This window comes from Kitasatospora sp. MAA19, assembly GCF_029894125.1.
Classification (GTDB): Bacteria; Actinomycetota; Actinomycetes; order Streptomycetales; family Streptomycetaceae; genus Kitasatospora.
Genome location: NZ_JARXYZ010000004.1, coordinates 398,080 through 418,559, shown reverse-complemented (window position 1 = coordinate 418,559; position 20,480 = coordinate 398,080). Strand labels below are relative to the sequence as shown.

General features: G+C 71.4%; 21 protein-coding genes. 11 read left to right on the top strand and 10 right to left on the bottom strand.

Features of this window, described 5'->3' with window-relative positions; all coding sequences use genetic code 11:
* Positions 1-54: 54 nt before the first annotated feature.
* Positions 55-819 (bottom strand): class I SAM-dependent methyltransferase, encoded by a 765-nt coding sequence (locus tag P3T27_RS09805; RefSeq protein WP_280676471.1) that lies wholly within the window; start codon positions 817-819, stop codon positions 55-57.
* 470 nt (positions 820-1,289) lie between these two features.
* Entirely contained in the window at positions 1,290-4,373 is a 3,084-nt protein-coding gene (locus P3T27_RS09800; RefSeq protein WP_280676469.1) for a BTAD domain-containing putative transcriptional regulator, read from the bottom strand.
* Between the two features lie 100 nt (positions 4,374-4,473).
* Between P3T27_RS09800 and P3T27_RS09795 the strand changes: the two genes are divergently transcribed.
* The gene (locus tag P3T27_RS09795; RefSeq protein ID WP_280676467.1) at positions 4,474-4,758 is read left to right on the top strand and encodes a hypothetical protein; all 285 of its coding nucleotides are present in this window, start codon (positions 4,474-4,476) and stop codon (positions 4,756-4,758) included.
* Positions 4,759-4,993: 235 nt separating this feature from the next.
* Here the strand turns inward: P3T27_RS09795 and P3T27_RS09790 are convergent, their stop codons facing one another.
* A complete protein-coding gene (locus P3T27_RS09790) occupies positions 4,994-5,212 on the bottom strand; it encodes a hypothetical protein (protein WP_280676465.1) in 219 nt (72 codons plus the stop codon).
* Positions 5,213-5,349: 137 nt separating this feature from the next.
* On the opposite strand from P3T27_RS09790, the gene P3T27_RS09785 reads away from it, so the two are divergent.
* Positions 5,350-6,108, top strand: coding sequence for a GntR family transcriptional regulator (locus P3T27_RS09785; RefSeq protein WP_280676463.1), 759 nt, complete (start codon positions 5,350-5,352; stop codon positions 6,106-6,108).
* Positions 6,109-6,174: 66 nt separating this feature from the next.
* On the opposite strand, the gene P3T27_RS09780 is transcribed toward P3T27_RS09785, so the two are convergent.
* Positions 6,175-7,842, bottom strand: coding sequence for a fumarate hydratase (locus P3T27_RS09780; protein WP_280676462.1), 1,668 nt, complete (start codon positions 7,840-7,842; stop codon positions 6,175-6,177).
* Between the two features lie 205 nt (positions 7,843-8,047).
* Between P3T27_RS09780 and P3T27_RS09775 the strand changes: the two genes are divergently transcribed.
* A complete protein-coding gene (locus P3T27_RS09775) occupies positions 8,048-8,749 on the top strand; it encodes a DUF1707 domain-containing protein (RefSeq protein WP_280676639.1) in 702 nt (233 codons plus the stop codon).
* A gap of 262 nt (positions 8,750-9,011) precedes the next feature.
* Entirely contained in the window at positions 9,012-9,461 is a 450-nt protein-coding gene (locus tag P3T27_RS09770; RefSeq protein WP_280676460.1) for a WhiB family transcriptional regulator, read from the top strand.
* Positions 9,462-9,597: 136 nt separating this feature from the next.
* On the opposite strand, the gene glpX is transcribed toward P3T27_RS09770, so the two are convergent.
* Positions 9,598-10,638 carry a class II fructose-bisphosphatase gene (gene glpX, locus P3T27_RS09765; RefSeq protein WP_280676458.1) on the bottom strand — a complete coding sequence of 347 codons (1,041 nt, stop codon included), beginning with the start codon at positions 10,636-10,638 and terminating at the stop codon, positions 9,598-9,600.
* Positions 10,639-10,854: 216 nt separating this feature from the next.
* Here glpX and P3T27_RS09760 point away from each other — a divergent pair, with 216 nt between their 5' ends.
* Positions 10,855-11,391: a DUF4245 domain-containing protein gene (locus P3T27_RS09760; protein ID WP_280676456.1), complete on the top strand. Its 537-nt coding sequence runs from the start codon at positions 10,855-10,857 to the stop codon at positions 11,389-11,391.
* A gap of 140 nt (positions 11,392-11,531) precedes the next feature.
* Here the strand turns inward: P3T27_RS09760 and P3T27_RS09755 are convergent, their stop codons facing one another.
* The 4 genes from P3T27_RS09755 to P3T27_RS09740 all read right to left on the bottom strand — a co-directional run bounded on the left by P3T27_RS09755 (position 11,532) and on the right by P3T27_RS09740 (position 15,179).
* Entirely contained in the window at positions 11,532-12,134 is a 603-nt protein-coding gene (locus P3T27_RS09755) for a malonic semialdehyde reductase (RefSeq protein WP_280676454.1), read from the bottom strand.
* Positions 12,135-12,246: 112 nt separating this feature from the next.
* Positions 12,247-12,504: an exodeoxyribonuclease VII small subunit gene (locus P3T27_RS09750; protein WP_280676452.1), complete on the bottom strand. Its 258-nt coding sequence runs from the start codon at positions 12,502-12,504 to the stop codon at positions 12,247-12,249.
* Positions 12,505-12,598: 94 nt separating this feature from the next.
* Positions 12,599-13,819, bottom strand: coding sequence for an exodeoxyribonuclease VII large subunit (xseA, locus tag P3T27_RS09745; protein WP_280676450.1), 1,221 nt, complete (start codon positions 13,817-13,819; stop codon positions 12,599-12,601).
* A gap of 10 nt (positions 13,820-13,829) precedes the next feature.
* Entirely contained in the window at positions 13,830-15,179 is a 1,350-nt protein-coding gene (locus tag P3T27_RS09740; RefSeq protein ID WP_280676448.1) for an APC family permease, read from the bottom strand.
* A gap of 87 nt (positions 15,180-15,266) precedes the next feature.
* Here P3T27_RS09740 and P3T27_RS09735 point away from each other — a divergent pair, with 87 nt between their 5' ends.
* Together P3T27_RS09735 and ppgK are read left to right on the top strand one after the other, a co-directional pair.
* Positions 15,267-16,241 carry a 4-hydroxy-3-methylbut-2-enyl diphosphate reductase gene (locus P3T27_RS09735; protein ID WP_280676446.1) on the top strand — a complete coding sequence of 325 codons (975 nt, stop codon included), beginning with the start codon at positions 15,267-15,269 and terminating at the stop codon, positions 16,239-16,241.
* Between the two features lie 131 nt (positions 16,242-16,372).
* The gene (ppgK, locus tag P3T27_RS09730) at positions 16,373-17,119 is read left to right on the top strand and encodes a polyphosphate--glucose phosphotransferase (protein ID WP_280676443.1); all 747 of its coding nucleotides are present in this window, start codon (positions 16,373-16,375) and stop codon (positions 17,117-17,119) included.
* A gap of 22 nt (positions 17,120-17,141) precedes the next feature.
* Here ppgK and P3T27_RS09725 read toward each other — a convergent pair whose 3' ends face one another.
* Positions 17,142-17,768 carry a DUF6542 domain-containing protein gene (locus P3T27_RS09725; protein ID WP_280676442.1) on the bottom strand — a complete coding sequence of 209 codons (627 nt, stop codon included), beginning with the start codon at positions 17,766-17,768 and terminating at the stop codon, positions 17,142-17,144.
* Between the two features lie 161 nt (positions 17,769-17,929).
* Here P3T27_RS09725 and P3T27_RS09720 point away from each other — a divergent pair, with 161 nt between their 5' ends.
* From P3T27_RS09720 to P3T27_RS09705, 4 genes are all read left to right on the top strand, one after another.
* Complete coding sequence (locus P3T27_RS09720; RefSeq protein ID WP_280676440.1) at positions 17,930-18,322, top strand: VOC family protein; 393 nt, start codon at positions 17,930-17,932, stop codon at positions 18,320-18,322.
* A 75-nt stretch (positions 18,323-18,397) separates the two neighbouring features.
* Positions 18,398-19,471 carry a redox-regulated ATPase YchF gene (gene ychF / locus P3T27_RS09715; protein WP_280676438.1) on the top strand — a complete coding sequence of 358 codons (1,074 nt, stop codon included), beginning with the start codon at positions 18,398-18,400 and terminating at the stop codon, positions 19,469-19,471.
* 196 nt (positions 19,472-19,667) lie between these two features.
* Positions 19,668-19,949, top strand: coding sequence for a type II toxin-antitoxin system prevent-host-death family antitoxin (locus P3T27_RS09710; protein WP_280676436.1), 282 nt, complete (start codon positions 19,668-19,670; stop codon positions 19,947-19,949).
* On the top strand, positions 19,946-20,200 hold the full coding sequence (locus tag P3T27_RS09705) for a Txe/YoeB family addiction module toxin (RefSeq protein WP_280676434.1): 255 nt from the start codon (positions 19,946-19,948) through the stop codon (positions 20,198-20,200). Before P3T27_RS09710 ends, P3T27_RS09705 begins: the two co-directional genes overlap by 4 nt.
* Positions 20,201-20,480: the final 280 nt, after the last annotated feature.

Below are 20,480 nucleotides of genomic sequence, written 5' to 3'. Positions count from 1 at the left end.
GTTCTGCGGTGGTCTGCGGTGTTCTGCTGGCGGACGCTGCTGCCGTCCGGTCGGTCAGCCGACGCGTCGACAGCACAGGAACAGCTGTTCCTCCGGCGGCAGCGCGGTACTGGCCGGCGCGTACGGATGACCCGAGCACTCCTCGACGGAGAAGCCCGCCGTGACCAGAACCCGCTCCAGATCCTCCCTCAGATACCCACTGATCCGCAGCTCTCTGCCAAGGAACGGAAGCGGAACGTGATCCAGATCCGCCTCGACCATGCCGAGCGCCAGCAGTCCGCCCGGCCGAAGGAGTTCGCGCAGCCGGGCGAGCACGGTCGGGATCTCGTCCTGCGGCAGCAGGATCAGCGAGAAGAACGCGGTGACGGCGGCGAACCCGTTCTTGCCCAGCGGCCCCAGCCCGGGGGCGTTCCAGACCTGCCCGGCGCGCTCGGTGGCCAGATCGAACAGGTCGATCCGATGGAACTCCGGTGGGTGTGCACCCGGGAAGCGGGCCTCCCTGGCCAGCGCGAGCATGACGTCCGAGAGGTCTATCCCGGTCACCCGCAGCCCGCCCGCGACCAGCTGGCGGACCGTCGGGTCCCCGGTGCCGCAGCCCACGTCCAGCACCCGCGCCCCGGGTTCGAGCTCGGCCAGCAGTTGCCGCCCGCAGGCCAGCTGCCCGTCCTTGGCCGGGAAGGCCTCGCCGTACCCGGCGCCGATGGTGTCGAAGGCGACCGCCTGCAGGGCACGTGCCGCCCGGCGCCGCCGTACGTCGGGCTCGTCGTCTCCCGCGTCCTCGTCGACGGGGAACGCGTCGGATATCTGTCCGGTCGTCACGATCGAGAGGCACCCTTCCACCCGTGGCCTCCGGCCGGCTGCACGCGGCCTCACGGGAGCGGGCTGCCGTCCGCCCCGGCGCCCGCCCTGCCTCGCCGGCCCACACGCTGCCGGCAGACACTCGTGTGTGTACTGGCATCTGAGAATAGGCGTGATCTCTGCGCCATGGGGTCCCTTTCCAGCCAACTCGTCATGCTTGGGCCGGTGTGGACCGGGTTGCGGAAGCACGACGGTGCGGGTGGGGGTGGTGCGACCGGTCTCCGCGCGCCGCATGGCGCGCCGTGGTGGAATGACTGACCTGCGGTTTCGCCGATCTGCGGACTGACAATCGGACGTTTATTGAACGTCAATTGCCTCGGTGCAGAGTGGAGTCCAGCGCCGGGGAAGCGTTGAGGGCGCTCCCGCAGCCGGGGGGCTGCGGGGGCGCCGACGCGCGCACCGGGGGAGGAACTCCGCTGGGGGGCGGAGGCCTACGGCGCGGGGGGAGAAGAAGGGGGAGGCTCGGTGTGCTGTTGTGAGATGAGGTTCGCCACGGGGGAGGCCTCCGGCACACCGAGCCGCGTGAAGATCGCGTGCGCCTCTTGGAGGCACGCGAGGCCACGGGCGGGCTGGGCCAGGGCGAGCAGCGCTTCGCCTAGGGCGGCGTTGGCCAGGCCCTGGCAGTAGGCGGAGTCCATCTCCTGCGCGATCGCGAGCGAAGCGCCCGCCGCCTCGGCCGCCTCGCCCTGCTGTCCGGCGGCGAGTAGGGCGGAGGCCAGACGGGCGAGGGTGTAGCCCTCCCAGAGCCGGTTCCGTTGGGACCGGTAAAGCTGATGTGCCTCCCGCAGGTGCGGGACGGCTTCGCCACCGGTGAGCACCACGCCGAGCTGGTACAGCGTCTGCGCGAGCAGCGGGCCGTTCTTGGACTCGCGCGCTGCGGAGACTCCGTCGCTGGCGGACTGGATTGCCGTCTCGGTCATGCCGAGCCAGTGCTGCACCCGGGCCATGTTGCCGACGATCCGTGCCTCGGCGGTCGGTGTGCGGACAGCCTGGCTGGTGGCCCGGGCCTGTTCGAGGAACCCCAGGGCCTCGGTTTTGCTGTTACCGATGCCCAGGATCCAGCCCAGCGTGTTGGCCGTAGCCAGCAGCAGGATGGACGGGTTGTCCGGTGCCTGGTGGTCGAGGCTCCGACGCAGCGAATGCTCGGCGCCCTGGAAGTCGCTGGTGACGGACTGGAGGGTACCGAGGGCGAAGTACGCTCGGGCGAGCACTGCCGAGTCGCCACGGCGTTCCGCGTCCTGGCTGATGGTTTCCAGGACCCGGCATCCCCGAGGGCCGCGGGTCGGGTCGGGGTCGATGCTGAACATCAGGTTCAGCAGATCGACTGCCGAGCGCTGCAGGGCGTCGGGACCGTTCGCGGCGGTCTCGACGGCACTGAGGAGCAGGGCGCCCTCGGTTCGGAGCCAGTCTTGCGCGGACTGGCTGGTCGGAAGGCCGATCCCCGGCAAGGCGGGCGTCGTCAGCAGCTCCGGCAGTGTGTCGTCCGGTTCGATGGCCTGGGCCGCATTGCGCATGGTCGGGATCAGCAGGTCGAACAGCCGCTGAATCGCCCGCTCCCGCTCCTCGGCGTCGCCGATCCGCTCGTTCTGCCGCTGGGCGTACAGGCGGAGCAGGTCGTGGTAGCGGTAGCGGCCCGGGGTGAAGCATTCCAGCATGTTCGCTTCGACCAGTGCCTCGGCGAGGTCCTCGGCGGCATCTTCGTTCAGATCGAGCAGCGCAGCTGCCGCCTCCAGCGGGATGTCAGTGGAGTCGATCAACGAGAGAAGCCGAAAGGCCCGAGCCTCGGCCGCGGAGAGTTGTCCGTAGCCGAGCCCGATGGTGGTCTCCACAGCGAGGTTGCCCAGCTGGAGTTCGTCTAGACGGCGCCTTTGATCGGCTAACCGGCGGGCCAGATCGGAGACGCTCCAGCGCGGGCGGCTGGCCAGGCGGGCGGCGGCAATGCGGACGGCCAGCGGCAGGAAGCCGCACGCTTTGACCACGGCCATGGTGGCCTCCGGCTCAGCAGCGGCCCGCTGCTCCCCGACGATGGCCGAGAACAGCGACATTGCCTCGGCTGGCGTCAGCTCCTCCACGTCGAACAACTGTGCACCCGGGATGCCGGCCAGTCGGGACCGGCTGGTGGCCAGTACGGCGCAGCCGGAGACGCCTGGGATCAGCGGCTTGATCTGTTCGGCGTCCCGTGCGTTGTCCAGCAGGATGAGCATCCGTCGTCCGGCGAGCTGTGAGCGGTAGAGGGCCGCGCGCTGTTCGAGCGAGTCGGGACTCTCGGTGACGCCGAGTGAATGCAGGAAGTCGCCCAGGACGACCACCGGGTCGGCCGGTGAGGCGCCGGCCCCACGCAGGTCGACGTACAGCTGACCGTCCGGGAATTCCGACCGGACGCGGTGGGCGACGTGGACAGCGAGGGTGGTCTTGCCGACGCCCCCGATCCCGGCCAACGACGTCACCACCACGGCCTGGCCAGTGGCGTTCTGCAGGATCGTCGATAGATCGGCCACCAGCTTTGAGCGGCCGCTGAAGTCCGATACGTCGGCGGGGAGTTGGGCTGGTGCCGGGGGGGCGGCCGGACCGTCCCTTCGGGCTGCGGCGGAGGCGGTCACCTCCGGGAGGGTCAGTGCCGGGTCCGCCGCGAGGATACGGGCGTGCATGGCGGACAGGCTGGCGCCCGGCTCGACCCCGAGTTCCTCGATGAGCAGCTTGCGGGTGTCGGTGTAGACACCCAGGGCTTCGGCCTGGCGACCGCATCGGTACAACGCCAGCATGAGCAGTTCGCGGAGTCGTTCGCGCAGCGGGTGCTCGGCCGTCAGGATGTTGAGGTCGCTGACGATTTCGGCGTGGAGGCCGATGTCGAGGGCGGCGGCGCAGGATTCCTCGACGGCGGCCACTTGACGTTCGGCCAGCCGCAGCCGTTGGGCGTCGGCGTAGGGGCCAGGGATGCCGGTGAGTGGACGGCCGCTGAACAGCTGCAGGGCCTGGGCGAGGAGCCGGTGTGCCTCGTGCTGGTCTCCCGAGGCCCGGGCGGCCGCGGCGTCGACGGACAGCTTTTCGAAGACCGTCAGGTCCAGGGCGTCGTTTGGGATGCGCAGCGCATAGCCGTCCGCGATGGAGACCAGCACCTCGGAGGGCCCGCGAATCTCTCGTCGGGGTTCGATGACGGAGCGCAGTCGGGAGACGTATGTGCGGAGCGCGGCCACGGCTTGGGTCGGCGGTCGGTCGCCCCACAGGGCGTCGACGAGATCCTGCGTGGTGACCGGACGGCCGGACTGCAACAGAAGGGTGGTCAGGACGGCTTGCTGCTGGGGGGACCCGAGGGAGAGGGGCTTCCCGTCGAGCCAGGCCTGGACCGGACCGAGGACTTGGAAGCGCAGCGCAGGTGCCTGCGGTGTCTCCCGAAACTCCATGAAGTCCCCTGATGGCCTGTGGTGTTGATCTCTTGAAAGGGCGCTCGGCGGTCCGCCGCGGTGCTTCAGCTTAGGCGGACGCCCGACTCTGCCGGACGGCCCCGCAAGCCGCACGATGTTTATCGGACATTTAATCAACCCTACGATACTGTCCCCGCGCCCGCGCCAAGCAGGTCGGGCTGAAGACAATTGATGACTGAAAGGCGGCCGCCCAATGGCCAACAACCAGAGCGAGACCCCGGTGTCGTCGACGCCCGAGAGTGCGGCGCAGACTCCGGCTCCGGCCGCCGCTGTGGAGGCCGGCCGGGCTGTCGAGGGCGCGGTGGCTGCGACCTCGAACCCGACCGAGTACACCGAGCCGAACGCGGACCGGAAGGATGCCTTCGAGAACGAGGTCTTCGGCGACGAGGCTGAGCACGTACTGGAGCCCGTCAAGCCGGCCGCCGACGAGCCGGGCAAGACCTACGAACCCGAGAACGTCGTTTCCGGCTGCCCGTAAAGAGATCGGCCCGAGTGTCCCCGTGCCCGTCTGGGTGCGGGGGCGCTGTTGGTGATGTGCGCGCCAATTCGTGTGCGGGTCCATCGCGGTGGCCGAATCCCGTCCGTGGTGCACTCATGGTGACCGGTGATATCCGTAACGTGCCCGACGGTGGGCGCGGGGCGTTCCGGAATTCCGGATTCACTTGGGGGGATTGCGGGTCGGAATGCCGCGGTTTGCGTGTTTTTTGCCGCAATTAGCGCGGAAGATCGTATTCGGCTGAATCGCGGGGCCTGGGAACGGGCGAGACGTGGTTCGGTTCGGCCGCCCATTCCCGGCCGCCGCCCTCGGGGCGCAGGTAGTGCTCCCCGCCGACGGTGTCCATGTAGATGCCGGTGCGTCCGGTCCTCCGGTCGAGGACGAGTTCACCCACGTGCGGCCGGTAGGCCGAGGCGTCGCGTTGACGGGTGCTCACCGCTGTGCTCCTCGCTCTGGTAGGCGACTGGCCAGCATCTCTAGAGAAGCTAATATCTCTAGAGATGTCAACGGTCGTATCTGCTTACTGTCGGCCGCGGGCGCGCCTACGATTTGTCCGAGGGAGAGGGAGTGGCGATGACCGGCAGCAGTGGCGACAAGCAGCCCAAGTACCAGCGGATCGCCGACACCCTGAAGGCGGCCATCGACGCCGGCCAGTACTGCGCGGGCGACCGGCTGCCGGGCGAGAACGACCTCATGGACGAGTACGGCGTGGCCCGGATGACCGCCCGTCAGGCGCTCGGCGTGCTGCAGAGCGAGGGCATCGCCGAGGCGCGCCGGGGCGCGGGGGTCTTCGTCCGGGACTTCCGGCCGCTGCGCCGGCGCGGGATCCAGCGGCTGGCGCAGGGGCAGTGGGGCTCCGGCCGGTCGATATGGTCGGCGGACATCGACAACCGCCTGCTGGTGGTCGACCAGGTGTCCGTCACCGAGCAGGGCGCCCCGGAGCACGTCGCCCGGGTGCTGGGCGTGGACCCGGGCGAGCCGATGTGCGTACGGCACCGCCGCTTCGTCCTGGACGGCAAGCCGGTGCTGCTGTCGACCTCCTACCTGCCGGCCGGCCTGGTCGCCGGCACGGCCATCACCCGCGAGGACACCGGCCCGGGCGGCACCTACGCCCGACTGGCCGAGATAGGCGCGAAGCCGGTCCACTTCCGCGAGGAGGTCCGCTCCCGGATGCCGGGCGCGGAGGAGGCCGCCCGCCTGGAGCTCTCGGCCGGCACCCCGGTCATCCTGATCTGCCGCACCGCCTTCGCCGACGAGGGGCAGGTCGTCGAGCTCAACGAGATGATCCTCGACGCCGCCTCCTACGTCCTGGAGTACGACTTCGACGCGTGAGTGCGCGCAACGACACCGCCCCGGCCGCGAGGGGCGGCCGGGGCGGCGGGGTGACGCGGGTGGGGGCTACTCCTTGGAGCGGACGCGCAGGCTGGTGATCAGCGGGCCCTCGGTGGTCTCGCGGAAGAAGTCGTTGCCCTTGTCGTCGACCACGATGAAGGCCGGGAAGTCCTCGACCTCGATGCGCCAGACGGCCTCCATGCCGAGCTCGGCGTACTCCAGGACCTCGACCTTCTTGATGCAGTCCTGGGCCAGGCGGGCGGCCGGGCCGCCGATGGAGCCGAGGTAGAAGCCGCCGTGGGCGGCGCAGGCGTCGGTGACCTGCTTGCTGCGGTTGCCCTTGGCGAGCATGACCATGGAGCCGCCGGCGGCCTGGAACTGGTCGACGTAGGAGTCCATCCGGCCGGCGGTGGTGGGGCCGAAGGAGCCGGAGGCGTAGCCCTCGGGGGTCTTGGCCGGGCCGGCGTAGTAGACGGGGTGGTCCTGGAGGTACTTGGGCATGCCCTCGCCGGCGTCCAGGCGCTCCTTGATCTTGGCGTGGGCGATGTCGCGGGCGACGACCAGGGTGCCGGTGAGCGAGAGCCGGGTCTTGACCGGGTACTTGGACAGCTCGGCGCGGATATCGGACATCGGCTGGTTGAGGTCGACGCGCACGACGTCGTCGTCCAGGTGCTCGTCGGTGGTGTCCGGCAGGTACCCGGCCGGGTCGGTCTCCAGCTGCTCCAGGAAGACGCCCTCGGCGGTGATCTTGCCGAGCGCCTGGCGGTCGGCGGAGCAGGAGACGGCCATGGCGACCGGCAGCGAGGCGCCGTGGCGCGGCAGGCGGACGACGCGCACGTCGTGGCAGAAGTACTTGCCGCCGAACTGGGCGCCGATGCCGATCTTCTGGGTCAGCTCGGTGACCTTGGCCTCCAGCTCCAGGTCCCGGAAGCCGTGGCCGGTCTTGGCGTTGCCGGAGGTCGGCAGGTTGTCCAGGTAGTGCGCGGAGGCGTACTTGGCGGTCTTGAGCGCGAACTCGGCGCTGGTGCCGCCGATCACGATGGCCAGGTGGTACGGCGGGCAGGCGGCCGTGCCGAGGGAGCGGATCTTCTGCTCCAGGAACGAGAGCATGCTCGCCTCGTTCAGGATGGCCTTGGTCTCCTGGTACAGGTACGACTTGTTGGCGGAGCCGCCGCCCTTGGCCATGAAGAGGAACTTGTACGCGTCGCCGTCGGTGGCGTACAGCTCGATCTGGGCCGGCAGGTTGTTGCCGGTGTTCTTCTCGTCCCACATGGTCACCGGGGCCATCTGGGAGTAGCGCAGGTTGAGCTTCGTGTACGCGTCGAAGACGCCGCGCGCGATGGCGGACTCGTCGCCGCCCCGGGTGAGCACGTTCTGGCCGCGCTTGCCCATGACGATGGCGGTGCCGGTGTCCTGGCACATCGGGAGGATGCCGCCGGCCGAGATGTTGACGTTCTTCAGCAGGTCGAGCGCGACGAAGCGGTCGTTCGGGCTGGCCTCCGGGTCGTCCAGGATGCGGCGCAGCTGGGCGAGGTGGGCGGGGCGCAGGTAGTGCGAGATGTCGTGCATCGCCTCGGCGGTGAGCAGCCGCAGGGCCTCGGGCTCGACCTGGAGGAAGGTGCGACCGCCGGCCTCGAAGGTGGAGACACCCTCGGAGGTCAGCTTGCGGTACGGGGTCGGGTCAGCACCCAGGGGGAGCAGGTCGCTGTACTCGAAGTCTGGCGTGGGAGCCATGGGGGCGGTCCTTAGGTTTCCAGTGGTCCGGCTGCGTCGGCGAAGCACCCTCAAGGGTAGGACCCGGCCTTGCGTCGCATGCGGACAGGGCAGCCTGCGTGACCGGGCTCACTCGTCCGTGCGTGCGAGCGACTACGCTTGCGCCGTGGAGAATTCGCCGCCGCAGGACGATCCGGGGCAGCCGCCCGTGCCGGCGCCCGTACCGATGACCAAGCCCGAACCGAAGCCCGAGCTCAAGCCGCAGCCGCAGCCGTCGCACGCCCCGGTGGCGCAGGCGGACCTGCGGGTCTCGGACGCCGACCGCGAGCGGATCGCGGAGCTGCTGCGGGACGCCTACGCCGAGGGCCGGCTGGACGCGGACGAGCACGCCGAGCGGATCGGGGCCGCGTACGCCGCCAAGACCTTCGGCGATCTGGTGCCGCTCACCCGGGACCTGCCCGGCCACCGGCCGCTGTCGTTCGAGAAGCCGCCGCTGCAGGCCCCGGCACCGCGTCCGGTGGCGCCGGCGCTGCCGCCCGCGCGCCAGGAGTCCGCGTCGATGGTGGCGGTCTTCGGCGGCGCGTCCCGCCGGGGCCGCTGGCGGGTGGGCTCGCACCTGAGGGCGTTCGCGGCCTTCGGCGGGGTGGAGATCGACCTGACCGACGCCGTCTTCGAGTCTCCCGAGGTGGAGATCGAGGTGACGGCGCTGTTCGGCGGGGTCGAGATCCGGGTGCCGGAGAACGTGAGCCTGCACGGTAGCGGCGTCGGCATCTTCGGCGGCTTCGACGTCAAGGAGCAGACCGCGGCGGACCCGTACGCGCCGGTGGTCCGGGTCAAGGGTGTCGCGGTGTTCGGCGGCTGCGAGGCCAAGCCGCGCCGGGGCAAGAAGCTCAAGGAGTGGGTGCGCAAGCAACTCGGCACCGAGTAGCCGGGGTTGACCGACAGGGCGCCCGATCGGGGATCAACTCCCGGTCGGGCGCTCCGCGTTGTGTCCGGTGCGCTCCGTAGTCGATTGCGTGCAGTGTGCATGAATCGCGGCCGGGCGGGGTAGTTCCTTCCGCACATCGCTTCTTGTACGGCTGCGCACCGGAGGCGGCCCAGCGCCGGTCCGGGGGTTGGACAGCGGGGGCTCGCAGCCGGGCAGGGGAGCGAGCTTCCCCGTGTCCGAGAGTCTCGTCAGGAGTACGGCCGTGCTGCATCCGATCGAGTCCCGCACCACCTCCCCCGTCGCCGCCGCGCAGGTGCTGGAGCGCCGACCGGCCGTCCGGCCGCAGCCGCACCCCCCGGGCGGCCAGGGTTCCCAGGGCGCCTCCCCGAACCCCCCTTCCGCGGGCGAGGACAACCCCTGGCACACCGGTGCGGCCTGCCGGCGGGACGAGGCGGGGCTGTTCTTCGCGCCCTCGAAGGAGCCGACGGCGGCCCGGCTGTCGCGCGAGGAGCAGGCGAAGCAGGTGTGCGCCCGGTGTCCGGTGCTGCTGGAATGCCGCGAGCACGCGCTGGCGCAGCCGGAGCCGTACGGGGTCTGGGGCGGGCTGACGGCCGCCGAGCGGCGGGTCGTACTGGCCCGGCGCCGCCGCCGGGAGCCGGAGCTGCGCGAGGCGTCCCGGGTGGCCGCGGGGCAGCAGCGGATAGCCGGCTGACGCCGGGACGGGCGTCCGGGCCGGTCCCGGGCCGGACGCGCCGCGGCCTCGGCGGAGGGGGATTCCGCCGAGGCCGCGGGTGCGCTCGCCCCGTCCTGGTCCGCGCGGTCGGCGCGGTTGTCGGTTGGCGCGGTTGTCAGTTCGCGCGGTCGAAGTCGATCGCGCTGTAGGCCCGCAGCTTCGACAGCTTGTGGACGGAGTTGATCTCGCGGATCGTGCCGCTCTTGGACCGCATCACCAGCGAGCTGGTGGTGGCGGTCTCCTGGCGGTAGTGCACGCCGCGCAGCAGCTCGCCGTCGGTGATGCCGGTGGCGACGAAGAACACGTTCTCGCCGCTGACCAGGTCGTCGGTGGTGAGCACCCGGTCCAGGTCGTGGCCGGCGTCGAGGGCCTTCTGCCGCTCGGCGTCGTCCTTGGGCCACAGCCGGCCCTGGATCACGCCGCCCATGCACTTCATGGCGCAGGCCGCGATGATGCCCTCGGGGGTGCCGCCGACGCCCATCAGCAGGTCGACGCCGGTGCCCTCGCGGGCGGCCATGATGGCGCCGGCCACGTCGCCGTCGGAGATGAACTTGATCCGGGCGCCCGCCTCGCGGATCTCCCGGACCAGGCCGTCGTGGCGCGGGCGGTCGAGGACGACGACCGTGACGTCCTCGACGGCGCTGCCCTTGGCCTTGGCGACCCGGCGGATGTTGACGGCCGCCGGGGCGGTGATGTCGACGAAGTCGGCGGCCTCGGGGCCGGCCACGAGCTTGTCCATGTAGAACACGGCGCTGGGGTCGAACATGGTGCCGCGGTCGGCGACGGCCAGGACGGCGACGGCGTTGTTCATGCCCTTGGCGGTGAGCGTGGTGCCGTCGACCGGGTCGACCGCGACGTCGCACTCGGCGCCGGTGCCGTCGCCGACCCGCTCGCCGTTGTAGAGCATCGGGGCTTCGTCCTTCTCGCCCTCCCCGATGACGACGACGCCGTTCATCGAGACGGTCGAGACCAGGGTGCGCATCGCCTTGACGGCGGCGCCGTCCGCGCCGTTCTTGTCGCCACGGCCGACCCACCGGCCGGCGGCCATCGCGGCCGCTTCGGTCACCCGGACGAGTTCGAGCGCGAGGTTCCGGTCCGGAGCCTCGGGCGCGACCTCCAGGGCGCTGGGAAGGTGGTGCGGGTACTGCGTGGTCATCGTCGTTACCTCTCTGTACGCGACGGCCAGTAAGCGCCCGACTACTGCCAGGTCGAACGCCGTGGTGAGGGTCCTGCGATCGTATCTGCCCACAAGATGACTGTCTGTGGCGCGGGTCGCCACCCGGCATCGGGCAAGGGCCGGTTTGCCCCGCTTCACCCGTACGCGGGCACCCCGGGTGGCCGTACCGGTGTGTGGATGAGTCACCATGTGGGGGTGGCTGGAGAGAGCAAGCGCATCAGGGGCCGGGAGACCGTACGGGACATGATCCTGTCGATGCTGGCGGTCGGCGTCGTGGTCTGGATCGGGTACCTGTTCCTTCCGCACGACGCGAACAGCGACCCGGTGCACGTGGTCGAGTACAAGGTGGCGGCGGCCTCCGCGAAGCGCGGTGCGCCGTACCAGCTGCTCTCCCCGGACGGGCTGTCCAGCCAGTGGCGGGCCACCTCGGTCGGCTACCAGCCGGCCGCGAACAGCAACGGCAAGGGCAACGCCTGGCACCTGGGCTTCGTCACGCCGTCCGGCCAGTACGCGGCGGTCGAGCAGAGCGACGTCCCGCGCGACGCGCTGCTGGCCGACAAGGTCGCCGGCGGCAAGCCGGACGGCACCTCGGAGGTGGCCGGACAGGCCTGGGAGCGTCTGCAGGGCGAGAAGTCCCGCGCGCTGACCGTGCAGACCGGCGGCGCGACCACGGTGCTCACCGGCACCGCCTCCTACGAGGAGCTGGCCGAGCTGGCGCAGGCGCTCAAGTAGGCGCGTCCCCCGCCCGCGAACCGTTCCGTACGCCCCCGCGAGCGCCCCGCGAACGCGCCCGTACACCCGTGGACGCCCCCGTACGCATTCGAAAGGGCCCGCACCGGACGAACCGGTGCGGGCCCTTCGCGCGTGGCGGATCAGACCGTGGTGACGACCTGGTCGTACTCCAGGCGCGGCGAACGCGGGAACCAGGCGTCGTCGCCCGGCTTGCCGATGTTGACCACGGCCAGCACCGAGTGCTCGCCGTCGCCGAAGAACTCCTTGTTGATGCCCTCGGCGTCGTAGCCGGTCATCGGGCCGGCGGCCAGGCCGGCGGCGCGCACGCCGATGATGAAGTAGGCGGCCTGCAGGGCGCCGTTCAGCGCGGCGGAGTGCTCACGGACGCTGCGCTCGGCGAAGAACACGTCCTTGGCCTGCGGGAAGTGCGGGAACTGGCTCGGCAGCTCCTCGTGGAACTCGTTGTCCGCGGCCAGGATGGCGACCAGCGGGGCGGCGGCGGTCTTGGCCTTGTTGCCGTCCGCCAGGTGCTGGACGAGGCGCTCGCGGCCCTCGGTCGAGCGGACCAGGACGACGCGCAGCGGCTGCTGGTTGAAGGCGGTCGGGCCGTACTTGACCAGGTCGTAGATGGCCTGGACCTGCTCCTCGGTCACCGGCTCGTCGGTGAAGGTGTTCGCGGTGCGCGCCTCACGGAACAGCAGGTCCTGAGCGGCGGCGTCGAGTACCAGGGCGTCGGTGGTCATGCTTGTCTGCACCTCATGCGGGAGGGGTTCGTCGGAGTGACCGGCCGGGGTCGGTCACTGCATCCCAACATGGGTGAACTTTCAACGATTCCCCGACCCCCTGTGAGCTGCGTCACTCGCCGCCCGTGACCCCGTTCTCCTCGGCGGCCAGCGCCGCGTCCAGCCGGGCCCGGGCGCCGTCCAGCCAGCGCTGGCACACCTTCGCCAGCTGCTCGCCGCGTTCCCACAGGGCCAGCGACTCCTCCAGCGACGTCCCGCCGTTCTCCAACTGCCGGACCACCTCCAGCAGCGCGTCCCGGGCGTGCTCGTAGCCCAGCGCGTCGTCCGGGGTCGGCGCCGCCGCGCCCTGCTGCTCCTGCTGCTCTGCCATGCGTGCCAGCGTAGGGGCTGGCGCCGACAGAACGGCCGCGGCGGCGGTGAGTCGCTCCACCGCAGGCCCGCAGCCTCGGCTCCGGCGAGGGCTTCTACGCGCCCCGGCCGTCCTCCACCGCGACGCCGAAGGACCCGCCCGCCACCCGGGCGTGCAGGCCCTCACCGGCCGCGACCTGCGCCGGATCGGTCACCACCGTGCCGTCCGCCCGCTGCAGCACCGCGTAGCCGCGCTCCAGGGTGGCCGCCGGGGAGAGCGCGACCACCCGCGCGAGGGTGTGCCCGAGGTCGCTCTGCGCGTGGTCCAGCCGGTGCCGCAGGGTGCGCCGGGCCCGCTCCAGCAGCGCGCCGAGCTCCTGGCCGCGCCCGTCCAGCATCCGGTGCGGGGCGGCCAGCGCGGGGCGGCTGCGCAGGCCGTCCAGCCCGTGCTGCTCGCGCTCGACCCGGCCGAGGACGTGCCGTCGGGCGCGGTCCCGCAGCTGGCGCACCTTGGCCAGCTCCTCGCCGACGTCCGGAACCACCCGTTTGGCGGCATCGGTCGGAGTGGATGCGCGCAGGTCGGCGACGAAGTCCAGCAGCGGCTGGTCCGGCTCGTGGCCGATCGCGCTCACCACCGGCGTGCGGGCGGCCGCGACCAGCCGCATCAGCCCCTCGTCCGAGAACGGCAGCAGGTCCTCGACGCTGCCGCCGCCGCGGGCCACGATGATCACGTCCACCTCGGGGTGCTCGTCCAGCTCCCGGACGGCCGCGCTCACCCGCTCCACCGCGCTGACCCCCTGCACCGGGACGTTGCGCACCTCGAAGCGGACGGCCGGCCAGCGCCGCCGGGCGTTCTCCAGCACGTCCCGCTCGGCCGCCGAGCCGCGCCCGGTGACCAGCCCGACGCACTGCGGCAGGAACGGCAGCGGCCGTTTGCGCCCGGCCGCGAACAGGCCCTCCCCGGCGAGCCGCCGCTTCAGCTGCTCCAGCCGGGCCAGCAGCTCGCCCAGCCCGACCGGCCGGATCTCCGAGGCCCGCAGCGACAACTGCCCGCGCGCCGCGTACCACTCCGGCTTGGCGTGCACGACGACCCGGGCGCCCTCCTGCACCACGTCCGCGACCTGGTCGAACACCGAACGGAAGCAGGTCACCGTGAGCGACACGTCCGCCTGCGGGTCGCGCAGGGTCAGGAACACCACACCCGCCCCGGGCCGGCGACTGAGCTGGGTGATCTGCCCCTCCACCCAGACCGCGCCGAGCCGGTCGATCCAGCCGCCGATCAGCGCGGAGACCTTGCCGACCGGGAGCGGGGCTTCGGGGGAGCTCGTGTTGGCCATGCGTACGAGGTTAGGGCCTGGCCGAAGCGGGGGAACCCTGGACGCCCAGCACCACCAGGCCGACCGCCAGCCAGATCAGCCCGACGATCTGCGCGGTCGTCGAGGCCTCGTAGACCACCGCGCCGATCACCGCGATCCCCAGGGCCGGGACAACCAGGTGCCGCAGCCGGTCCCGGGAGCCGTGCCGCACCGTGTACCAGCCGATCACCGAGGCGTGCAGCAGCGCGAAGGCGGTCAGTGCGCCCACGTTGACCACCGAGGTCAGCTGGTCCAGCCCGTCGTCCCGGGTGGCCGCCCAGACCGCCGCGGCCATGGTGATCACCGCGGCCACCAGCAGTGCCCGGCGCGGCACCGCGGTGGCCGGGTCGACCGTGCCGAGGACGCGCGGCAGCCGCCCCTCCCGGCCCATCGCGAAGACCAGCCGCCCGGCCGCCGCCTGCCCGGCCAGCGCCGCGAAGGCCGCGCCGATCGCCTTGCCGGCCGCCACCAGGACGTGCAGCCAGTGCCCGATCCCGCTTTCCACGGTGTCGTAGAAGGCCGAGCCCTGCTCCGCCGGGTCGGCGGCCAGCTGCTGCGGGGTCGTCGGCTCCAGCAGCGCCGCCAGGTACGTCTGCGCGACGAACAGCACCCCGGCCAGCGCCAGGCACCAGAGCACCGCCCGGGCCACCGCCGCCGAGGCGCCGACCGCCTCCTCGACGAAGGTCGCGATCGCGTCGAAGCCCAGGTAGGAGAGCACCGCGACGGAGACCGCCGAGACCACCGCGGCCGGCGAGAAGGGGCCGACGGCGGTGAACGGGGTGCCCCAGCCGCGCCGGGCGCCGTCCTGGACCAGCGCCACCACGGCCGCGGCGACGAACACCGCCAGCACCGCGATCTCCAGGGCGAGCACCGCGAAGCCGACCACGGCCGCCGTCCGCACGCCGACCAGGTTGAGCGCGGTGGTCACCACCACCGCGAGCGCGGTCCAGACCCAGCGGGAGACCCCGGGCACCAGCGAGTTCAGCGCGATCCCGGAGAACAGGTAGGCGACCGCCGGGATCAGCAGGTAGTCGAGCATCGCCATCCAGCCGGCGATGAACCCGGGCCCCTCGCCCAGCCCGGCCCGCGCGTAGGCGAACACCGAGCCGGTCTGCGGCACCGCGCGCACCATCTGGGCGTACGAGAGGGCGGTGAAGCCCATCGCGACCGTCGCGGCCAGGTAGACCGTGGCGACGGCGCCGTGGCTCTTGGCGTCCAGGACGCCGAACACGCCGACCGGTGCCATCGGGGCGATGAACAGCAGGCCGTAGACCATCAGGTCGCGGACACCCAGAGTGCGGCGCAGGCCGCCCGGTGCCGGTTGCCCGTTCGCGGAGCTCATAGACACCACATTTGAGCACCGACGACCGGGTCTGTCCGGAAAGCGCCTGCCGTCGGCGCGGCTCGGCGCCGCCCGTACGATGGAGCCATGTCCAACACCGCGCAGCGCCGTGTCCTGCTCGCCGCCCCCCGGGGCTACTGCGCGGGTGTCGACCGCGCCGTGATCGCCGTGGAGAAGGCCCTGGAGCAGTACGGGGCCCCCATCTACGTCCGCAAGCAGATCGTCCACAACAAGTACGTGGTGCAGACCCTGGAGAAGAAGGGCGCGATCTTCGTCGACGAGACGGAGGAGGTGCCCGAGGGCTCGATCGTGGTCTTCTCCGCGCACGGCGTCGCCCCGTCCGTCCACGACGAGGCGAAGGCGGGTCGGCTCGCCACCATCGACGCCACCTGCCCGCTGGTCACCAAGGTGCACAAGGAGGCCGTGCGCTTCGCCGACGAGGACTTCGACATCCTGCTGGTGGGCCACGAGGGCCACGAGGAGGTCGTCGGGACGATGGGCGAGGCGCCGGACCGGATCCACCTGGTGGACGGTGCGGAGGACGTCGCCAACGTGAAGGTCCGGGACGAGTCCAGGGTCGTCTGGCTGTCCCAGACCACCCTGTCGGTGGACGAGACCATGGCCACCGTCGGCGAGCTGAAGAAGCGCTTCCCGGCGCTGGTCAGCCCGCCCAGCGACGACATCTGCTACGCCACCCAGAACCGCCAGGTCGCGGTCAAGCAGATGGCCCCCGAGACCGACCTGCTGATCGTCGTCGGCTCCAAGAACTCCTCCAACTCCGTCCGCCTGGTCGAGGTCGGCCTGGAGTACGGCGCCAAGGCCGCCCACCTGGTGGACTTCGCCGAGGAGATCCAGGAGGCCTGGCTGGAGGGCGTCACCACGGTCGGCCTGACCAGCGGCGCCTCGGTGCCGGAGATCCTGGTCGAGGGCGTGCTGGAGTGGCTGGCCGCGCGCGGCTACGAGACGGTCGAGACGGTCAAGACCGCCGAGGAGCACCTGACCTTCTCGCTGCCCAAGGAGCTGCGCCGCGACCTGCGCGCCGAGGCGGCGGGCAAGCTGTAGTCCCGTTCGGGAGGACCCGGTGCCCGGACGGGGTACCGGGTCCTTTGCTGTGCGGGCGCGTTCGGGCTCTCGTACTTTTGTGCACAGGCTGTGGACAAGAGGGTCCGCAGCCTCGGCGGAGGGTGGTCGTGATGACGGCGGTATTCGGCGTGGACATCGGCGGTTCGGGCATCAAGGGCGCTCCGGTCGACCTCGGCCGGGGGGCGCCGGCCCAGGAGCGGTACAAGGTGCTCACCCCGCAGCCGTCCGCCCCCGAGGCCGTGGTCGAGGCCGTCTGCGAGGTGGTCCGCCACTTCGACCACCGGGGCCCGGTCGGGCTCACCTTCCCCGGTGTGGTGGTCGGCGGCCGGACCAGAACCGCGGCCAACGTGGACAAGGGCTGGATCGGCCTGGACGCCGCGGGCCTGTTCCGCGAGGCGCTGGACCTGCCCGCGACCGTGCTCAACGACGCGGACGCGGCCGGACTCGCCGAGACCGCGCACGGCGCCGGACGCGACCAGCCCGGCGTGGTGCTGGTGCTCACCTTCGGCACCGGCATCGGCAGCGCGCTCTTCGTGGACGGCGCGCTGGTGCCCAACACCGAGCTGGGCCACCTGGAACTGCGCGGCAAGGACGCCGAGCGCCGGGCCTCCTCGGCCGCCAAGGAGCGGCACGGGCTGGACTGGGAGCAGTGGAGCGAGCGGGTCGACGAGTACCTGGACCTGGTCGAGATGCTGTTCTCGCCGCAGCTGATCGTGATCGGCGGCGGGGTGAGCCGCAAGCACGAGAAGTTCCTGCCGCTGCTGCGCGAGCGCGAGGCGCGGGTGGTCCCGGCCGAGCTGCGCAACGACGCGGGCATCGTCGGCGCGGCCATGGCGGCGGCCCGGGCGGCGGGCTGAGGCCGCCCGCCCGTGGCGCTGCTCAGCGGGAGCGGTGGATCCGGCGCTGGGCCACGAACCGGGCGAGCACGATCAGCGCGGCCAGCCCGGTGCCGGAGAACAGCCAGCCGGCCCGCAGTGCCAGCCCGGTCGCCAGCGCCACCACGTGGGCGGTGACGCCCGAGGAGGTGGCCGGCGCGAGCACCAGCAGCGCCAGCGCGAAGGCGATCGGGCCGCTGATCGGTGCGGCCAGCAGGTCGGCGTAGCGCACCCGGACGGCCAGCTGGAAGCAGACCACGACGTAGCCGAGGCCGAACAGCCAGCCGAGGCCGTCGAACAGCAGCCGGTCCAGGCCCGCCACCGCGAGCGTCGCCAGCACGGCGACCACGCCGGTGCCGACGGCGGTCAGCCGGGTCGGCCGGCCGGTGCGGCGCCGCCCGTACAGCGGGGCCTCGGACCGCCCGCGCAGCGGCAGCCGAAGCCGCGGCCCGGGGGCGGCCGGGCGGTCGGCGGCGGGCGGGCCGGCTGCCGGCCGTAGTCGGGCGGGCGGGGCGGCGGGGGCTCCGGCGGACTCGGGAGCCCGGCCGGGCCCGGGGACGGCGGCCCCGGCCGCGCCGTTCGGCGGTCGGCGTCTGGGCCCTGGCGGCTGGGTTCGGATGCTCTGCTCCACCCGCCCAACGTACGGTCCGATCATCGCCACACTGTGTAATGGACCGTTCAGGTCTTGCTCCGTGTCTCCGTGCGGAGTACTGATGTGATCGTCGCTCAAGGGCCTGACCTGTCCGGCCCATTCGACGCTCCATGATCATCCGACCGTCTACGGGGGACCCGATGACCAGCGGTTTCAGCTTCGAACGGCTTCACCACGTCCAGCTCGACATCCCGGCCGGCGCGGAGGACCGGTGCCGCGCCTTCTGGGCCGGTGTCCTCGGCATGGCGGAACTGGAGAAGCCGCCGGTGCTCGCCGCCCGCGGCGGCTGCTGGTTCCGCGGCGGCGGGGTCGAGGTGCACCTCGGTGTCACCCCGGACTTCCGCCCGGCCCGCAAGGGGCACCCGGGCATCCAGGTGGGCTCGCTGGACGCGCTCGCCGAACGGCTCACCGCGCACGGCCACGAGGTGGTCTGGGACGACGACCTGCCCGGCCACCGTCGCTTCCACGCCGCCGACAACCTGGGCAACCGGCTGGAGTTCCTGGAGCCCCTCCCGGCGCCGACCGAGGCGTGAGGCGCTGCCCGTAGACTTGGGGGTCGGCCCGCACGGTGCCGACCCAACTCCTCCAAGCCCCCGGGACTGCGCTTCATGTCGCTCACGATCGGAATCGTCGGCCTGCCGAACGTCGGCAAGTCGACCCTGTTCAACGCCCTGACCAAGAACGACGTGCTGGCGGCCAACTACCCGTTCGCCACCATCGAGCCGAACGTCGGCGTCGTCGGCGTCCCGGACGCGCGGCTGGCCAAGCTCGCCGAGATCTTCGGCTCCCAGCGCATCCTCCCGGCCACCGTCGACTTCGTCGACATCGCCGGCATCGTGCGCGGCGCCAGCGAGGGCGAGGGCCTGGGCAACAAGTTCCTCGCCAACATCCGCGAGTCGGACGCGATCTGCCAGGTCGTGCGCGCCTTCACCGACCCGGACGTGGTGCACGTGGACGGCAAGGTGTCGCCCAAGGACGACATCGAGACCATCCACACCGAGCTGATCCTGGCCGACCTGCAGACCATCGAGAAGGTCCTGCCGCGGCTCCAGAAGGAGGCGCGCCTCAAGAAGGACACCGCCCCCGTGCTGGCCGCCGCCGAGGCCGCGCAGGCGGTCCTGGAGACCGGCAAGACCCTCTTCGAGGCCGGCTTCGACACCACCCCGATCCGCGACCTCCACCTGCTGACCGCCAAGCCCTTCCTCTACGTCTTCAACGTGGACGAGGCCGAGCTGGCCGACGAGGACTTCAAGAACGCCCAGCGCGAGCTGGTCGCCCCGGCCGAGGCGATCTTCCTCAACGCCAAGATCGAGTCCGAGCTGATCGAGCTCGACGACGACGAGGCCCTGGAGCTGCTCCAGTCGATGGGCCAGGAGGAGCCCGGCCTCGCCACCCTCGCCCGCGTCGGCTTCGACACCCTGGGCCTGCAGACCTACCTCACCGCAGGCCCCAAGGAGACCCGCGCCTGGACCATCAAGAAGGGTGCCACCGCCCCCGAGGCCGCCGGAGTCATCCACACCGACTTCCAGAAGGGCTTCATCAAGGCCGAGGTGATCTCCTTCGCCGACCTGGTCGAGACCGGCTCCATCGCCGAGGCCCGCTCCAAGGGCAAGGCCCGCATCGAGGGCAAGGAATACATCATGCAGGACGGCGACGTGGTGGAGTTCCGCTTCAATGTGTGAGGGTGGCTAACTTTTCGTTAGCTGATCTGTCAACTGTGCAGGTCGAATGGGGTCCACTCTCTCGGGTGTGGGCCCCTGACGTGTTCCCGTGCTGACTTGGTGCTGACTTCTCCGGGTCGACATCGCGCTGAATGCCCCGCCGGTCATCGCCGTGAGTGGTACGTTATCCGGTACCACTCCCGAAGGGTTTCCTGCCATGTCCATCACCGCGAGCGAGGCCCGCAAGGATCTCTTCCCGCTCATCAAGAAAGTCAATGACGACCACGAGGCCATCGAGATCGTCTCCAGGCACGGGAATGCCGTCCTCGTATCCGCCGAGGACTACGCCGCCCTGCGCGAGGGCTCCTATCTGCTGCGCTCGCCCGCCAATGCCCGCCGCCTGCTCAAGGCGTACGAAAACGCCCTCGGCCGTGTCGGCCTCGCCGAGCGCGAGCTGATCGACCCCGATGCGGCGGATGCGGGGCAGGGCGCCGCGTGAGGCTCGTCTTCGAGGATCAGGGCTGGGAGGACTACGCGTCCTGGCTCAAGAGCGACCGCAAGATGCTCGCCCGGATCAACAAGCTCATCGAGGACGCCCGCCGTGATCCCTTCGCCGGGACCGGCAAGCCCGAGCCGCTGAAGTACCACCTGGCCGGCGCCTGGTCACGGCGGATCGATGACGAGCACCGCCTCGTCTACCTGGTCACGGATGAGGAGATCATCATCCTCGCCGCCCGCTATCACTACTGATCGTCCTCTGCCGAACGTCGTCCCACCGTGCTGACTCTGTACTGACTTGGGCCGCTGGAATCGACGTTTCCGCAGGTCAGGGCAGAGCTATTGACGTTCCGCTGCAACGTGTGACCGGTGCCGGGCGGGACGGGCCTGGCCTTTCGGGGCCGGGTCCGTCGTGTTGCGGTGGAGCCGGGGGAGTGGTACCTGGCGGCCGGGGAGCGGGGTGACGTGCTGGTCGTCCAACTGCCGGACGGTGTCCGGGGGTTGCTGCTCGATGCCACCTGCATTGAGCGTG

Excerpts from the sequence above, each read along its gene's own strand:
- P3T27_RS09710 (WP_280676436.1), top strand. The coding sequence starts at position 19,668 with ATGTCCATCACCGCGAGCGAGGCCCGCAAGGATCTCTTCCCGCTCATC.
- ppgK (WP_280676443.1), top strand. The coding sequence starts at position 16,373 with ATGACGGCGGTATTCGGCGTGGACATCGGCGGTTCGGGCATCAAGGGC.
- P3T27_RS09740 (WP_280676448.1), bottom strand. The coding sequence starts at position 15,179 with ATGAGCTCCGCGAACGGGCAACCGGCACCGGGCGGCCTGCGCCGCACT.
- P3T27_RS09755 (WP_280676454.1), bottom strand. The coding sequence starts at position 12,134 with ATGACCACCGACGCCCTGGTACTCGACGCCGCCGCTCAGGACCTGCTG.
- P3T27_RS09735 (WP_280676446.1), top strand. The coding sequence starts at position 15,267 with ATGTCCAACACCGCGCAGCGCCGTGTCCTGCTCGCCGCCCCCCGGGGC.
- xseA (WP_280676450.1), bottom strand. The coding sequence starts at position 13,819 with ATGGCCAACACGAGCTCCCCCGAAGCCCCGCTCCCGGTCGGCAAGGTC.
- ychF (WP_280676438.1), top strand. The coding sequence starts at position 18,398 with ATGTCGCTCACGATCGGAATCGTCGGCCTGCCGAACGTCGGCAAGTCG.
- P3T27_RS09785 (WP_280676463.1), top strand. The coding sequence starts at position 5,350 with ATGACCGGCAGCAGTGGCGACAAGCAGCCCAAGTACCAGCGGATCGCC.
- P3T27_RS09720 (WP_280676440.1), top strand. The coding sequence starts at position 17,930 with ATGACCAGCGGTTTCAGCTTCGAACGGCTTCACCACGTCCAGCTCGAC.
- P3T27_RS09795 (WP_280676467.1), top strand. The coding sequence starts at position 4,474 with ATGGCCAACAACCAGAGCGAGACCCCGGTGTCGTCGACGCCCGAGAGT.
- P3T27_RS09780 (WP_280676462.1), bottom strand. The coding sequence starts at position 7,842 with ATGGCTCCCACGCCAGACTTCGAGTACAGCGACCTGCTCCCCCTGGGT.
- glpX (WP_280676458.1), bottom strand. The coding sequence starts at position 10,638 with ATGACCACGCAGTACCCGCACCACCTTCCCAGCGCCCTGGAGGTCGCG.
- P3T27_RS09750 (WP_280676452.1), bottom strand. The coding sequence starts at position 12,504 with ATGGCAGAGCAGCAGGAGCAGCAGGGCGCGGCGGCGCCGACCCCGGAC.
- P3T27_RS09775 (WP_280676639.1), top strand. The coding sequence starts at position 8,048 with ATGACCAAGCCCGAACCGAAGCCCGAGCTCAAGCCGCAGCCGCAGCCG.